Source organism: Agrobacterium sp. A3-95 (assembly GCF_053521785.1).
In genome coordinates, this window is sequence record NZ_JBNWDR010000003.1 from 373,507 (window position 1) to 386,684 (window position 13,178).

Here is a 13,178-nt window from a genome sequence, read left to right on the forward strand (position 1 = left end):
GGGCGCAAGGCCGTGCGGCATCGATGCTGTAATGGCGCTAGCGTCGTTGCGGCGGGGCGCCCGGATCGGTTTCCTTCAGGTGGGCCTTCAGGCCGTCGACAAGGGCGCTGAACACGGCACGGCATCGCGGCGAGGTCTTGAGATTTTCATGCATCGCGACCCATGCGTGCAGCGGGATGTCGGTTTTCGGAAGGACCTGGACAAGCCGCGGATCCTTGCGCGCCAGGCCGATCTGACAGACGCCGATGCCTGCGCTGGCGCGGATCATGGCAAGCTGGGCGAGGTTGCTGTCGGCGCGAATTTCGAAAGAAATTTCTTCGATATCGGGTATTTCCGGATCAAGCGAGCGCATGCGCTGGATCGCCGCCCTGATGAAAGGCGTCTTGCGGTCGAAACCGATCATACGGTGGTTGTTCAGTTCTTCCATGTTTTTCGGGATGCCGGCTCTTGCCAGATAATCGCGTGTGGCATGAAATCCCAGACGGAAATTGCCGATATAGCGCATGACGATGGCATCCTGCTGCGGTTCGGTCATGCGGATGGCGATATCAGCCTCGCGCCGCAAAAGGTCTTCCAGCGTGTCGGAGAGTGAAAGTTCTATTTCAAGCCGGGGGTGAATCTCCTGCATGGCAGCGATGATCGGCGGCAGCATTTCAACGCCGATGATGTCCGATGCGCTGATACGCACGGTTCCTTCGATCTTGCCGACCTCGCCGGAGGCCGCCCGCATAAGGGCCGCAGCCGTCGCCGCCAGATTTTCCGCATAGGGCCGGAGCGCCAGTGCCGCTTCCGTCGGCATCAGCCCGTGCGGCGAGCGGATGAACAGCGGAAAGCCGATGGCCTCTTCCAGCGCTCCGATATGGCGCCCAGCTGTCGGTTGGGTAATGCCGAGTTCGCGGGCGGCGGCGGAAAGCGAGCCGTCGCGCAGCACGCTGAGGAAGGTGCGGTAAAAATCCCAGCTGACATCGCGGCTTCTGATTATAAGGTTTTGTATAGCGGCTCCACTCATTTGGACAATTTCGTATATCGCCTGATGGCCCGATACTCCAGCCCAGAAGAAGGAGTAATGGCAATGATATATGAAATCCACGCAAATACAGCAGAGAACAACCGGCCTCTGGCGCTGATTGTTGGGGCGAATGGTGGCGTCGGCAGCCATGTCTCAAAGATGTTATTGCAGCGCGGCTGGCGGGTGCGGGCGATGACTCGCCGATCGGCACCAGTTGATGCCGTCGATGGCGTCGAGCGCGTGACTGGCGATGCCATGAACCGGGAGGATGTGGTGAAGGCGGCAAAAGGCGCCGGGCTCATCGTCCATGCGGTCAATCCTCCGGGATATCGCAACTGGAACAGCCAAGTGCTGCCGATGCTCGAAAATACCATAGCCGCTGCCGAGGCCTGCGGGGCAAGGATCGTGTTTCCAGGCAGCATCTATAATTTTGGCCCGGATGCCTTTCCGCTTCTGACGGAGGACAGTCCGCAAAAGCCTTTCACCCGCAAGGGCGGCTTGCGCGTTGAAATGGAGCGGCGTTTGAAAATGGCGTCGATGCGCGGCGTGCCGGTCCTGATCGTCCGCACCGGTGATTTCTTTGGTCCTGACGCGAAGAACAACTGGTTTTCGCAGATGCTGGTGCGACCGGGCAAGCCGGTTCGCAGTGTTCAGAATCCAGCAGTACCGAATGCCGGGCATCAATGGGCCTATCTGCCGGATGTTGCGGAGATAATCGGACGGCTGCTCGATCGCTCGGACGAGCTTCAGACGTTTGCCGTCTACCACATGGAGGGTGTCTGGGATTTCGACGGGCTGCAACTGGTTGGGGCAATCGAGCGGGCCGTCGGCCATCCGGTCAAGATGCGGCGGCTTTCGTGGTTAGCCGTCGGGCTGGCTGCACCGTTCGTTCCCCTGTTCCGCGAAGTCATGGAAATGAAATATCTCTGGCAGATGCCGATCCGGATGAGCAACCGCAAGCTTGTCGAATTCCTCGGGGCGGAACCGCGAACGCCGATCGATGCGGCGGTATCGGCAACATTGGCGAGCCTTGGGTGTCTCGCCGAGGTGCAGCAACCGGCGGGCCTTCATCATGCGACCGATGCCGGGGGTAGGGTGTGATGGTCACAGTGGCTAATGGATTTTCCCGGCGGCGCCGTATGTTCGCCGTGATTTCGGCAGGCGTGCCGGTGTTGATTTTCGCGCAGGTGCTGCTGGCCGGGCTGTCGATCTATTATGACGGATCGCTGCTTGTGGTTCACAAAGGGCTTGGCATGCTGATCGCCGTTCCCATTGTATCTCTAGTCGTGCTCGCCCTTCGTCATGATGACCTCCGGCCAAACCTTGGGCGCGCGCTCGTGCTGCTCGCTCTCTACTGCCTTCAGGTGGCGTTGATGAGCATCGGTCGGGAAACGGGCAGTGGCTTTCTGCAGGCGCTGCATGTGGCCAACGCCTTCGTGATGGGCGCATTTTCAGACTTTGCTTCGCGGCAGGCGCGAGGCCTGTCCTGAAACGGCAAAACGCCGCACCGCTGTGGAGCGGTGCGGCGTTTCAAGTTTGGCACTGATCAGCCAAGAGCCGGGTAGTCGGTATAGCCTTCAGCCCCGCCACCATAGAAGGTCGGCTGGTTCGGCTCGTTCAGCGGCGCGTTGTCCTTGAGGCGGCGCACCAGATCCGGGTTGGCGATGAAGGCCTTGCCGAAGGCCACGGCATCAACCTTGCCGCTTTCCACCGCCTCGATGGCGCTCTCACGGTCGTAGCCATTGTTGGCGATCCACAGGCCCTTGCCGCCCGCATTGCGATAAGCGGCCTTGAAGGCTGCGTAATCGAAGGGCTTGTCGCCCTGCTTGAAGTCGCGCGGACCACCGGTCGCACCTTCAACAACATGGATGAAGGCGAGATTGCGTTTGCCGAGTTCTTCCGCAACGTAATTATAGAGCGGCTGCGGGTCGGCCTCGAAAATGTCGTTGGCGGGTGTGACGGGTGACAGGCGAATGCCGGTGCGGCCTGCGCCAATCTCTTCCGCAACCGCATCGACGACTTCGAGAAGGAAGCGGGTGCGGTTTTCGATCGAGCCGCCATATTCGTCGGTGCGCTGGTTGGTGCTGGACTTCAGGAACTGCTCGATCAAATAACCGTTGGCGGCATGGATTTCGACACCGTCGAAACCGGCCTCAAGTGCGGCGCGCGCGCCGGTCCGGTAATCTTCAAGGATAAGACCGATATCGTCGATGGTCAGTGCGCGTGGCTCGGAGGTTTCCGCAAACGCGCCGGTGCCGTCATCATTGATGATATAGGTCTTGGACTTGGCGATAATCGCGGAAGGGGCGACCGGCTGTCCGCCATGCGGCTGGAGCGAGGTGTGGGAAATGCGTCCCACGTGCCAAATCTGCGCGACGATCTTGCCGCCGGCGACATGCACGCCATCCGTGATCTTTTTCCATCCCTCAACCGCTTCCTTCTTATAGAGGCCCGGAACATCCGCGTAACCCTGACCTTGCTGGGAAATCGGCGTGCCTTCGGTCACGATCAGCCCGGCTGTTGCGCGCTGCTCGTAATAGGTGGCGTTGAGATTGTTGGGAATTGCCCCCGGCGAGCGGTTGCGGGTGAGGGGAGCCATGACGATACGGTTGGCGAGTGCGATATCGCCGGCCTGTGCCGGTTCGAAAAGACTTGTCATGCGACTTCACTTTCTGGTCGGTTGGCGAAATTGCGCGGCTGGCGCGCTTTCCTAATGTATGGGCATCGGAGAGAAAACCGCCTTGCAGTTTCCGGTCCGACGCCCCGGTCTTATAAGCTTGGGAGGCTCAAAGATTGGCTTGCAGATAATTGCGGAAGGCGTCGATGGTTTCCTCGTTGCGTTCGAAAAACACCCATTGCCCGACTTTCTTTGACCTTATCAGGCCAGCTGCCTGCAAAACCGCCAGATGTGAGGAGACCGTCGATTGCGACAGGCCGCTGATCTGGAACTGATTGGCGCATACGCCCATGCTGAGCGGATGGTCCTGACAGAAGTGACTTTCAGGGCTCTTCAGCCACTCGAGGAACTTCAGCCTTGCGGGGTGTGAAAGGGCTTTGAGGATTTCCTCCGGGTTCATCTGCGTTTCTCTAATATCTGACATGTTCGATATTTATATCGATAGTTTCCGATATACAATTCACGTCTCTGTGAGGTAGTCACCCGGGCCGAGAACAGCGCGCAAAAAAATGGCCGCCGGATTTCTCCGCGGCCAATGAGTTTGAAGGTTAAAACCTCCAGAGGGGAACAGCTGTCGCGTGCATAGGCAGGCGTAACAGCTGATTGAAATATGGGAGTGGCAAGAATGCAAAACAAGGTTGCATCATGCGATATTTCGCCAAATTGGAGAAAATTCTTGCGGGTAAAAAAAGAGGGCCGCCGGATAAATCCAGGGCCCTTTAAGTGTGAAGGTCAAAAACCTCCAGAGGGGAACAGCTGATGCGGTGGAACTGGGAGGAAAAGCCACCGTGTGCATCAACTGAGAGCGATATGGTGCTTTTTTGTGCACGAAACAACTCTTTTTTGTGCAGGTCAGGCATGCGTGCGATGCAGGTCTGGATATTTCCGGTATAATTTATGTGCAAAGCTGAAGCGCGGCGCGTCTGGCGCGCCGCCATCTTGGTATGATATTTTGTGGCGCTGGCCTATTTAAACGTCAGAAGTTCCAGTTCCGTGCCTTGGCAACGACGAAGTCGCGGAAGGCTTTCAGTTTTGCAGCGTTTTTCATCTCGTCCGGGTAACAGAAGTAGGTGTCGAACGAGGGAATATCGGCGGCAAGCGACAACTGAATCAATCCCGGATCGCGCCCGACGATGTAATCCGGCAAACAGGCGATACCTATTCCCAGCAGGCAGGCGCGCTTGATCGAGGTCTGGCTGTTGATCTGAAGATGCGGAATGCGGGTGTTGTCCGACGAGCGTCCCGCATTTTCCAGCCAGTTGACATCAAGCAGATAGTTTGGTGCCGGTTCGCCGAAGGAGATGATGCGGTGGTTGTCCAGATCCTCGATCGACTGCGGCTCGCCGTGGCGGTTGATGTAGGACGGCGCCGCATAGACGTGCATGTGAACCGTGAACAGCTTGCGCTGGATAAGGTCGGACTGTTGCGGCTGGCGCAGGCGGATGGCGCAATCGGCGTGGCGCATGTTCACATCCAGCTCCTCATTGTCGAGGATGAGCTGGATCGACATTTCCGGATAGAGCTGCAGGAATTCCTGCACCTTGTCCGTGAGCCAGCCCTGGCCGAGACCAACCGTCGTCGTCACGCGCAGCTTGCCGCTCGGCTTCTCCGTCGTTTCGGTCAGTTGCATCTTGACGGTTTCGAGCTTTAGCAAAACGTCATGGGCGGTGCGATACAGCAGTTCGCCCTGCTCGGTGAGGATAAGACCTCTGGCGTGGCGGTGAAACAGCTTCACGCCAACATCCTGTTCCAGCGCGCTGACCTGGCGGCTGATGGCCGACTGGGACAAATGCAGCTTGTCGGCAGCGTGGGTGAAAGACCCCGCTTCGGCTGCGGCATGAAAAATGCGCAGTTTATCCCAGTCCAATGGCATTGCCATGCCTATCCTGCCTTTCGGTTATTCGGCTGCTACCGCAAGCGGCTGCTGCGCGGTGAGGTACCGTTCTGCTTCGAGGGCGGCCATACAGCCCATACCGGCGGCGGTGATGGCCTGACGGTATATGTCATCGGTAACGTCGCCGGCGGCGAAAATACCTTCCACGTCGGTAGCGGTGGAATCGGGAGCGGTCCACATGTAGCCATTGTCCTTGAGCTTCACCTTGCCCTTGAACAGTTCGACGGCCGGCGCGTGGCCGATGGCGACGAAGACGCCGTCGATGGGCGTATCGCTGATCACACCGGTCTTGGTGTCACGCAGTCGCACACCCGAAACAGAGGGTGGCATTGGTGGCTTGGCGGGAGCGCCGGTGATTTCGGCGATTTCCGTGTTCCACAGGATCTTGACGTTTTCCTTGGCGAAGAGCCGTTCCTGAAGGATTTTCTCCGAGCGGAAACTGTCGCGGCGGTGCACGACGGTTACGGACTTGGCGATATGGGCGAGATAGAGCGCTTCCTCCACGGCAGAGTTGCCGCCGCCGACCACGATCACATCCTTGTTGCGATAGAAGAAACCGTCGCAGGTGGCGCAGGCGGAAACGCCGAAGCCCTGAAAGTGCTGCTCACTCTCTATACCGAGCCACTTGGCCTTTGCGCCTGTTGCGATGATCAGCGTGTCGGCGGTCCAGACCTGACCGGAATCGGTCTTGACCACGAAGGGGCGCGTGTTGGTTTCGACTTCGGTCACGAGGTCGCTGACGATTTCCGCACCCACATGCGTCGCCTGCTTCAGCATCTGGTCCATCAGCCAAGGGCCTTGGATCGGATCGGCAAAGCCCGGATAGTTTTCGACGTCGGTGGTGATCATCAGCTGGCCACCCTGTTCCATGCCGGCAATCAGCACGGGTTTCAGCATTGCGCGGGCCGCGTAGATCGCCGCGGTATAACCGGCGGGACCAGAGCCAATGATCAATACCTTGGTATGGCGGGCAGACATGGAAACAATCCTTTTTAAAGTAGCGGGGCCTTTCGGCAGCAGAACATTCCAGCCGAAGCACGGTGGACAGGCCGCAACCCCTTCGTTGCCCGGTATTTAAGGTTGTCTAGTGCCTTTATTCAAGGGCAGCCTTGCGTTACCAACAAGGCAGTTGTGGATGCGCGCGCAATTTTGTGACCGGCCGGCGGCATATTGTTGCGAATCCTGCGCCTGGTAGTACAAGGAAGTTCTCCGGCTTAACGAGGAACCTCTCCGTGACCAGCGTCGAACTCGATGCCATCGATCTGAAAATCCTGCGCGAATTGCAGCGCGACGGGCGCATGACCAACGTGGAGCTGGCCGAAAGGGTCGGTATTTCCGCGCCGCCGTGCCTCAGGCGCGTCCGCAAGCTGGAAGAAGCCGACGTGATCGAGGGTTATCACGCCATGTTGAACGCGCCGAAGCTCGGTTTCGATCTCGTTGCCTTCTGCATGGTCGGCCTCAAGCGCCAGTCGGACAGCAATCTGAAAGCCTTTGCAGCGGCGACGGCCGGATGGTCGCTGGTGCGCCAGGCCTGGATGGTATCCGGCGAAAGCGATTTCCTTCTGCATTGCATCGCCAGAAACCTGACCGAGTTTCAGGACTTCGTCATAGAGGTTCTGACAGCGGACGAAAACGTCGACACCGTGCGCACCATGCTCACCATCCGTCAGGTCAAGCGCGTCGGTCTGGTGGAAATCTGATCGGCGGACCTATGAGTGATTGCGCCGGCGCTTACCCGCGCCGCAACGCGTCGTAGATCGTGCCGAGGCTCGTCGCCTCTTTTTCCAGCGGAAATGCAGTGCGCACATGCGAAAGTCCGGCACGGGCATGGTCCCTGGCGAGAGCAGGATCGGCAAGGTAGGTTTTAATGGCATCCCGCAGGGACGCGTAGTCGCCGGCCTCAACGACCATGCCGGTCTCGCCCTTGACGATCATTTCCTCATAGGCGCCGGCATTGCTGGTAACGACAGCCGTCTCGGACGCCATGGCTTCCAGTGGTGTCAGGCCAAAGCCCTCGTTGCGTGACGGTGCGACATAGAGGGTTAGCCGCCGATACCACGGCTTGATGTCGTCCACCTCGCCCTGAAACGCGATGCGGTCCGCAAGACCGGCTGCTGCGACATCGGCCACGAGCTTGTCGGCGAAGGCCTTGTGCTCTGCGGTCACGCGGCCGGAGATGACGGCCGTCCATTCGGGATAGTCGGGCAGAAGTTCGATCATGGCGCGCACGAAAAGGTCTGTTCCCTTCTGGTGGCGCACCCGTCCGAAACATCCGATGAGAAACTGCCCAGGCAGGCCGGTCGAAGCGATCGTATCCTCCGAGCCGGTTGCGGGATGAAACAGCTCGGTATCGACGCCATGCATGACGACGCTATGTGGTACTTCCAGAAACGAGCCTGAGCGGCCGCTTGTCGCGACGACCGCATCCATTTTTGAAATCAGAAAGCGGGTATAGGCGGAATGTCGCCTTTGCGCCGCCGAGGTGAACATCAGCTTCACCTTCATGCGCAGCACGTCACGCATGAGAATGCCCGGCAACATTTCGAGATTGCGGCGGGCGTGCCAGATGCGCGGACCGCTGAGCGGGCCGTTTTGCCAGAGCCGCCACAGATCACGGAAGCGAACATGTGGCAGATGCTGCGGCAGGCCCGGGCCGATGACGGCCACTTTCTGACCCAGCCGGTTTTGTACCGGAATAAGCTGCACGATGGTGGAGGTAACGCCGGAGAGCCTGCGCTTGAAGTTCGGCGCAAGCACCTGCACATCTTTCAGACTGGCGTGGGACAAGATGGGCTTCCGTCTTTGCGGCTAAGGCAGGATGTTCAGTTCAAGATACCAATGCAATGCGCCCGAGGGGCGCATTGCATGAAAGGGCAGATCAGCCCCACTGTACGGCGAGAATCTCGTAACCCTTGGCGCCGCCCGGTGCGTTGACTTCGATGCTGTCACCGACTTCCTTGCCGATGAGGGCGCGGGCGATGGGCGAGGAAATGGAAATGCGTCCAGCCTTCACATCGGCTTCCTGGTCGCCAACGATCTGATAGATTCTTTCCTCGTCGCTGTCCTCGTCGATCAGCTTGACGGTGGCGCCGAACTTGATCTTGGAACCGGACATCTTGGACAGGTCGATGACTTCCGCGCGTGCGGTCAAGTCTTCGAGTTCAGTGATGCGGCCTTCGTTATGGCTCTGGGCTTCCTTGGCAGCGTGGTATTCGGCATTTTCCGAAAGGTCGCCATGGGCGCGCGCCTCCGCAATTGCCTCGATGATACGGGGACGCTCCTCCTGCTGGCGAAAGCGCAGCTCCTCCTGCAGCTTGATGAATCCACCGTGCGTCATCGGTACTTTTTCTACCATTTTTTTATCCTTCGCAGTCCTGTCGCTTTACTTGCAGACACAAAAAGAAACAGGTTCCGGAGGGGAACTCCGGAACCATGCCAAAATCATAACTAAGCCGACTATATCAGAAGACGACAACGAAATGCCAGCAAATTTGAGACGGGCATTTTCTTGCATTCGTTCAGGGCTTTAACAGATGAGATTGACATTTTTCAATGGAACATATAGTGAACATAACCATGAAGAAGTCAATCAGGCAACGGCTGGCCATTCTTTCCGATGCGGCCAAATACGATGCGTCCTGTGCCTCCAGCGGCACGACGAAACGCAGCTCTGCTGCATCCGGCGGACTTGGCTCCACGGAGGGGTCGGGCATATGCCATGCCTATGCACCGGACGGGCGCTGCATTTCGCTCCTGAAGATTTTGCTCACCAATTTCTGTATCTATGATTGCGCCTATTGCATCAATCGTTCTTCGAGCAATGTCGAGCGGGCGCGGTTTACTGCCGAGGAGGTGGTGTGGCTGACGCTGGAGTTCTATCGGCGCAACTATATCGAGGGGCTGTTTCTCTCTTCCGGCATTATCCGCTCGTCCGATCATACGATGGAAGAGATGGTGCGGGTGGCGCGGGAACTGCGCGTCACGCATGGCTTTCGCGGCTACATCCATCTGAAATCCATTCCCGAAGCATCGCCAAAGCTTATTGAGGAAGCGGGGCTTTACGCCGACCGGCTGTCGATCAACATCGAATTGCCGACTGATAGCGGCGTCAGCCGTTTTGCGCCGGAAAAGCAGCCCGCCAATATTCGCCGCTCGATGGCTGATATCCGTCTGAAGATCGAGGAGGCGGGGGAGCCGACCGTCAGGACGCGAAAGACCAAACGTTTTGCGCCTGCAGGACAGAGCACGCAGATGATCGTTGGGGCGGATGGGGCTGATGACAGCACCATTCTGTCCACGAGCGCTCGGCTTTATGGCAGCTATGGTTTGCGGCGCGTCTATTATTCGGCTTTCAGCCCCATTCCGGATTCGTCGAAGAACCTGCCGCTCATCAAGCCGCCTTTGATGCGGGAACACAGGCTTTATCAGGCCGACTGGCTTTATCGTTTTTATGGGTTCGACATTGGTGAAATAACCGCGATCGGCGGTAACGGAATGCTCGATCTCGATATAGATCCGAAGCTTGCCTGGGCGCTGAAAAATCGCGACCGTTTTCCAGTGGACGTGAACGTGGCGGATCGCGAAATATTGCTGCGCGTGCCCGGCTTCGGTACCAAGACGGTCGCCTCGATCCTGTCTTCACGCCGGTTTCGCCGGTTGCGGCTGGAGGATATCGCCCGCTTCGGCGTTTCCCTGAAAAAGGTGAAGGCCTTCATCGTTGCCGAGGGCTGGACGCCGGGCAAGCTGACTGAACGGCCCGATTTGCGAGCGATGTTTGCTCCGCAGCCCGAACAATTATCGCTGCTGTGATGTACGGCCCGGTTCTGGAAGGGCGGGGCGATTTCGGCGAGTGGCGTGATGCGGCGCGCGCGGCTCTCGCCGCCAATGTGCCGCCGGAGGCGATTGACTGGCGGTTGCGGGATGAGAAAGCCGGGCTTCTCGATTTTGCCGGAGAGCCTTTGCCGGCGGCCCGTGCGGATGACGTGCAGGTGTCCGTTCCAGCCTCCTTCGTGACTTTGGCGCAAGCGATTATCTGTCATAGCGATCCGGGTCGTTTCGCACTGCTTTACCGGTTGCTGTGGCGGCTGAAGCGGGATCGCGCCCTGTTGCAGTTCAAGTCCGATGCGGATGTTTCCGAAGCCCGGCAGCTTGAAAAATCGGTCCGCCGCGATTGTCACAAGATGACGGCCTTTGTTCGCTTCAAGGAATTATCCTTGCCGCAGGGGCAGGGCGGGCGGCGGCGCTTCGTCGCATGGTTCGAGCCGGATCACTTCATCGTCGAGCGCACGGCCCCGTTTTTCCAGCGGCGGTTCACGGATATGGACTGGCTGATCGCGACACCGAACGGCTCCGCGCGGTGGGACGGAAACGTGCTGGAGACATCGCGGCAGGCCGCGTCCAAGCCTGAGCTGACGGATGAAACGGACGAGCTGTGGCGAACCTATTATGCCAACATATTCAATCCGGCGCGTCTGAAGATAAAAGCGATGACGGCAGAGATGCCAAAGAAATACTGGAAAAATTTGCCGGAAGCCGAGCTTATTCCAGGTCTCGTTCTTGGTGCCGAGGCGCGGGTGCTGGAGATGGCGGCAAAGGCTGCGAGCCAGCCGCAACCATTCCATCACCGCCTGCAGGCCGCGGCCTCGGCGCGTGAAGAGCCGCCAGCGGCGCCAGACGGTACGCTCGCTTCATTGGCGCGGGAAGCTGGCCAATGCACGCGCTGCGCCCTGCATTGCAAGGCAACGCAGACAGTATTCGGCATGGGACCTGAAGATGCGAAAGTGATGATCGTCGGGGAACAGCCGGGAGATCACGAGGATCTTGCCGGAAAACCTTTCGTCGGTCCCGCTGGTCAGTTGTTCGACCGGACGTTGGTTGAAGCCGGTATTGACCGCAAAAAGCTTTATGTCACCAACGCCGTCAAACACTTCAAATACGAGGCTCGCGGCAAGCGGCGCATCCACCAGCGACCGGATGCGGGCGAGGTGCAGCAATGCCGCTGGTGGCTTAACAAGGAAATCGAGCTGGTACGGCCGAAGCTTATCGTTGCCATGGGTGCAACTGCGCTTTATGCGCTTACAGGCGGAAAGGAAAAGGTGTCCGAGGTTCGGGGTCGCCCGATACCGATGCAGGAGGAGCGGACGCTTTTTGTCACGGTGCACCCTTCCTATCTTCTTCGCCTTCCCGACTCGCAGCAGAAGGAGGCGGAAATGCAGAATTTCAGGAATGAAATTGATTTTATAAGATTATTCTAATAGACTGCTTTGTGTGTTGCTATGCTATATTGAATGATCATCGATGTCTTCATCGATATGATTAAATTTTTGTTTATTGTTATTTTTATTGAAATTTTATACTTGATACCATAATTCAGATATTTATATTTATTCATTGCGTGGATGTATGATGCTCGGCGAGCTAGATCTTGCAACAGTGATACTGATGCAAAAGTGTTCTTACATTGTTGGAATGCTGAGTTTTATATATCTGAAGCTCACAAATCGTGGTTTGCACGGCCCGACAGCTCTTGCAGCAGGCTTCGCAGCCATGGCTGCCGGCTCCACGCTCGCTGGGTACGGCGAATGGGGAATAATGTCTCCGGCCTTGTGGCAATTCGGCAGCATCGTCTTCGGTATCGTGGGTTATGCGCTGATCTGGCTTGGCCTGAAAATCGTGAGCGATGGACGTACTGCCAGCAGGGGGACAGTATCAGCTGTCTGTTTGATTGCCTTGCTGGCAATTGTCCTTGCACAGCAGGTGGCTGACAATAACGCTTATCGTGCGGCCCTGTTCAACGGCTGTGCGGCTGTGGCCTATCTTGCGGGAGCGGGCGGTCTTTTTGCGCGGTGGCGCAAGGAGCCACTCCTGTCCCGCTTCGCGTTGGGCGCGATTGCGGGTATTTCCGGCCTGATTTCGTTGTCGGTGGCAAAGAGCGTGCTTTTGCCCCAATACGCCGCCATCGATCTGGTCAATGCGTTTTTCTTGATCATCATGTTGAACTTCGCCATTGCGCTGTTCGTGATGATGCTGGTAGCCGAGCGGTCAGAGCGCAAATTGCTGGTTCTCGCCAACACCGATCCTTTGACGGGCGTCAAGAACCGTCGTTTTTTCTTCCAGGCCATGCCGGCGGTGCCGGGTCCCAACGATGCGGCGATGCTGCTCGATATCGACCACTTCAAATCAATCAACGACCGCTTCGGCCACGCCGTCGGCGACAGCGTTCTTCAGGAAGTGGCGAAGCGTATCGGCGGCAGCATACGCGGTGGTGACGTGCTGGCGCGTTACGGTGGCGAGGAGTTCATCATCTTCCTGCCGGGTGCCGGTGTTCAAAAGGCTTGCATGATCGGAGAACGCATTCGCGATGCGATTGCGATAACCGAAGTCGATTGCGGCGGTTTGCGTGTCGGTGTGACGATCAGCATCGGCGTCGCAACCAGCGGAGATGCACGCTGCGATCTTCAGACCCTGGCGGAAATGGCGGACCGCGCCCTTTACCGCGCCAAGACGGATGGGCGCAATTGCGTGCGCGAAGCCTTGGCGGCGTGAGGCTTTTGAGCTTTTTGTGAGACAATGCAAAACGCCGCAGGCATGACCCGCGG

13 protein-coding genes are annotated in these 13,178 nt (G+C 58.1%); 6 read left to right on the plus strand and 7 right to left on the minus strand.

Annotation, left to right across the window (positions count from 1 at the left end; translation table 11 throughout):
• Positions 1–37: 37 nt before the first annotated feature.
• Positions 38–1,009, minus strand: a complete 972-nt coding sequence (locus ACQZ5Y_RS11230; protein WP_019565231.1) for a LysR family transcriptional regulator — start codon at positions 1,007–1,009, stop codon at positions 38–40.
• A gap of 63 nt (positions 1,010–1,072) precedes the next feature.
• Here ACQZ5Y_RS11230 and ACQZ5Y_RS11235 point away from each other — a divergent pair, with 63 nt between their 5' ends.
• Together ACQZ5Y_RS11235 and ACQZ5Y_RS11240 are read left to right on the plus strand one after the other, a co-directional pair.
• Positions 1,073–2,110 (plus strand): NAD-dependent epimerase/dehydratase family protein, encoded by a 1,038-nt coding sequence (locus ACQZ5Y_RS11235; RefSeq protein ID WP_065702319.1) that lies wholly within the window; start codon positions 1,073–1,075, stop codon positions 2,108–2,110.
• Entirely contained in the window at positions 2,110–2,499 is a 390-nt protein-coding gene (locus ACQZ5Y_RS11240) for a DUF6220 domain-containing protein (RefSeq protein WP_174049805.1), read from the plus strand. The genes ACQZ5Y_RS11235 and ACQZ5Y_RS11240 overlap by 1 nt, the downstream gene beginning before the upstream one ends.
• Positions 2,500–2,555: 56 nt before the next feature.
• On the opposite strand, the gene ACQZ5Y_RS11245 is transcribed toward ACQZ5Y_RS11240, so the two are convergent.
• The 4 genes from ACQZ5Y_RS11245 to trxB form a co-directional block, all read right to left on the minus strand.
• Positions 2,556–3,668: an alkene reductase gene (locus ACQZ5Y_RS11245; protein WP_174049803.1), complete on the minus strand. Its 1,113-nt coding sequence runs from the start codon at positions 3,666–3,668 to the stop codon at positions 2,556–2,558.
• A gap of 127 nt (positions 3,669–3,795) precedes the next feature.
• The gene (locus ACQZ5Y_RS11250; protein ID WP_003513408.1) at positions 3,796–4,086 is read right to left on the minus strand and encodes an ArsR/SmtB family transcription factor; all 291 of its coding nucleotides are present in this window, start codon (positions 4,084–4,086) and stop codon (positions 3,796–3,798) included.
• 576 nt (positions 4,087–4,662) lie between these two features.
• Positions 4,663–5,559, minus strand: coding sequence for a LysR family transcriptional regulator VtlR (locus ACQZ5Y_RS11255; protein ID WP_003513405.1), 897 nt, complete (start codon positions 5,557–5,559; stop codon positions 4,663–4,665).
• 24 nt (positions 5,560–5,583) lie between these two features.
• Complete coding sequence (gene trxB / locus ACQZ5Y_RS11260; protein ID WP_003513403.1) at positions 5,584–6,558, minus strand: thioredoxin-disulfide reductase; 975 nt, start codon at positions 6,556–6,558, stop codon at positions 5,584–5,586.
• A 254-nt stretch (positions 6,559–6,812) separates the two neighbouring features.
• On the opposite strand from trxB, the gene ACQZ5Y_RS11265 reads away from it, so the two are divergent.
• Positions 6,813–7,280, plus strand: a complete 468-nt coding sequence (locus ACQZ5Y_RS11265) for an Lrp/AsnC family transcriptional regulator (protein WP_003513401.1) — start codon at positions 6,813–6,815, stop codon at positions 7,278–7,280.
• A gap of 31 nt (positions 7,281–7,311) precedes the next feature.
• Here the strand turns inward: ACQZ5Y_RS11265 and ACQZ5Y_RS11270 are convergent, their stop codons facing one another.
• Both ACQZ5Y_RS11270 and greA read right to left on the minus strand, forming a co-directional pair.
• A complete protein-coding gene (locus ACQZ5Y_RS11270) occupies positions 7,312–8,367 on the minus strand; it encodes a glycosyltransferase family 4 protein (protein ID WP_174049800.1) in 1,056 nt (351 codons plus the stop codon).
• Positions 8,368–8,458: 91 nt separating this feature from the next.
• On the minus strand, positions 8,459–8,935 hold the full coding sequence (greA, locus tag ACQZ5Y_RS11275) for a transcription elongation factor GreA (protein WP_003513396.1): 477 nt from the start codon (positions 8,933–8,935) through the stop codon (positions 8,459–8,461).
• Positions 8,936–9,156: 221 nt separating this feature from the next.
• Between greA and ACQZ5Y_RS11280 the strand changes: the two genes are divergently transcribed.
• The 3 genes from ACQZ5Y_RS11280 (at position 9,157) to ACQZ5Y_RS11290 (ending at position 13,125) form a co-directional block, all read left to right on the plus strand.
• Positions 9,157–10,389 (plus strand): putative DNA modification/repair radical SAM protein, encoded by a 1,233-nt coding sequence (locus tag ACQZ5Y_RS11280; RefSeq protein WP_013636565.1) that lies wholly within the window; start codon positions 9,157–9,159, stop codon positions 10,387–10,389.
• Complete coding sequence (locus ACQZ5Y_RS11285) at positions 10,389–11,834, plus strand: UdgX family uracil-DNA binding protein (RefSeq protein WP_174049799.1); 1,446 nt, start codon at positions 10,389–10,391, stop codon at positions 11,832–11,834. The genes ACQZ5Y_RS11280 and ACQZ5Y_RS11285 overlap by 1 nt, the downstream gene beginning before the upstream one ends.
• A 151-nt stretch (positions 11,835–11,985) precedes the next feature.
• Positions 11,986–13,125 (plus strand): GGDEF domain-containing protein, encoded by a 1,140-nt coding sequence (locus ACQZ5Y_RS11290; protein WP_115062231.1) that lies wholly within the window; start codon positions 11,986–11,988, stop codon positions 13,123–13,125.
• Positions 13,126–13,178 lie beyond the last annotated feature (53 nt).

What these genes read in the sequence shown, in the direction of transcription:
- ACQZ5Y_RS11255 (WP_003513405.1), bottom strand. Translation starts at nt 5,559, where the DNA reads ATGCCATTGGACTGGGATAAACTGCGCATTTTTCATGCCGCAGCCGAA.
- ACQZ5Y_RS11250 (WP_003513408.1), bottom strand. Translation starts at nt 4,086, where the DNA reads ATGAACCCGGAGGAAATCCTCAAAGCCCTTTCACACCCCGCAAGGCTG.
- greA (WP_003513396.1), bottom strand. Translation starts at nt 8,935, where the DNA reads ATGGTAGAAAAAGTACCGATGACGCACGGTGGATTCATCAAGCTGCAG.
- ACQZ5Y_RS11280 (WP_013636565.1), top strand. Translation starts at nt 9,157, where the DNA reads ATGAAGAAGTCAATCAGGCAACGGCTGGCCATTCTTTCCGATGCGGCC.
- ACQZ5Y_RS11240 (WP_174049805.1), top strand. Translation starts at nt 2,110, where the DNA reads ATGGTCACAGTGGCTAATGGATTTTCCCGGCGGCGCCGTATGTTCGCC.
- ACQZ5Y_RS11230 (WP_019565231.1), bottom strand. Translation starts at nt 1,009, where the DNA reads ATGAGTGGAGCCGCTATACAAAACCTTATAATCAGAAGCCGCGATGTC.
- ACQZ5Y_RS11290 (WP_115062231.1), top strand. Translation starts at nt 11,986, where the DNA reads ATGCTCGGCGAGCTAGATCTTGCAACAGTGATACTGATGCAAAAGTGT.
- ACQZ5Y_RS11235 (WP_065702319.1), top strand. Translation starts at nt 1,073, where the DNA reads ATGATATATGAAATCCACGCAAATACAGCAGAGAACAACCGGCCTCTG.
- trxB (WP_003513403.1), bottom strand. Translation starts at nt 6,558, where the DNA reads ATGTCTGCCCGCCATACCAAGGTATTGATCATTGGCTCTGGTCCCGCC.
- ACQZ5Y_RS11245 (WP_174049803.1), bottom strand. Translation starts at nt 3,668, where the DNA reads ATGACAAGTCTTTTCGAACCGGCACAGGCCGGCGATATCGCACTCGCC.
- ACQZ5Y_RS11285 (WP_174049799.1), top strand. Translation starts at nt 10,389, where the DNA reads ATGTACGGCCCGGTTCTGGAAGGGCGGGGCGATTTCGGCGAGTGGCGT.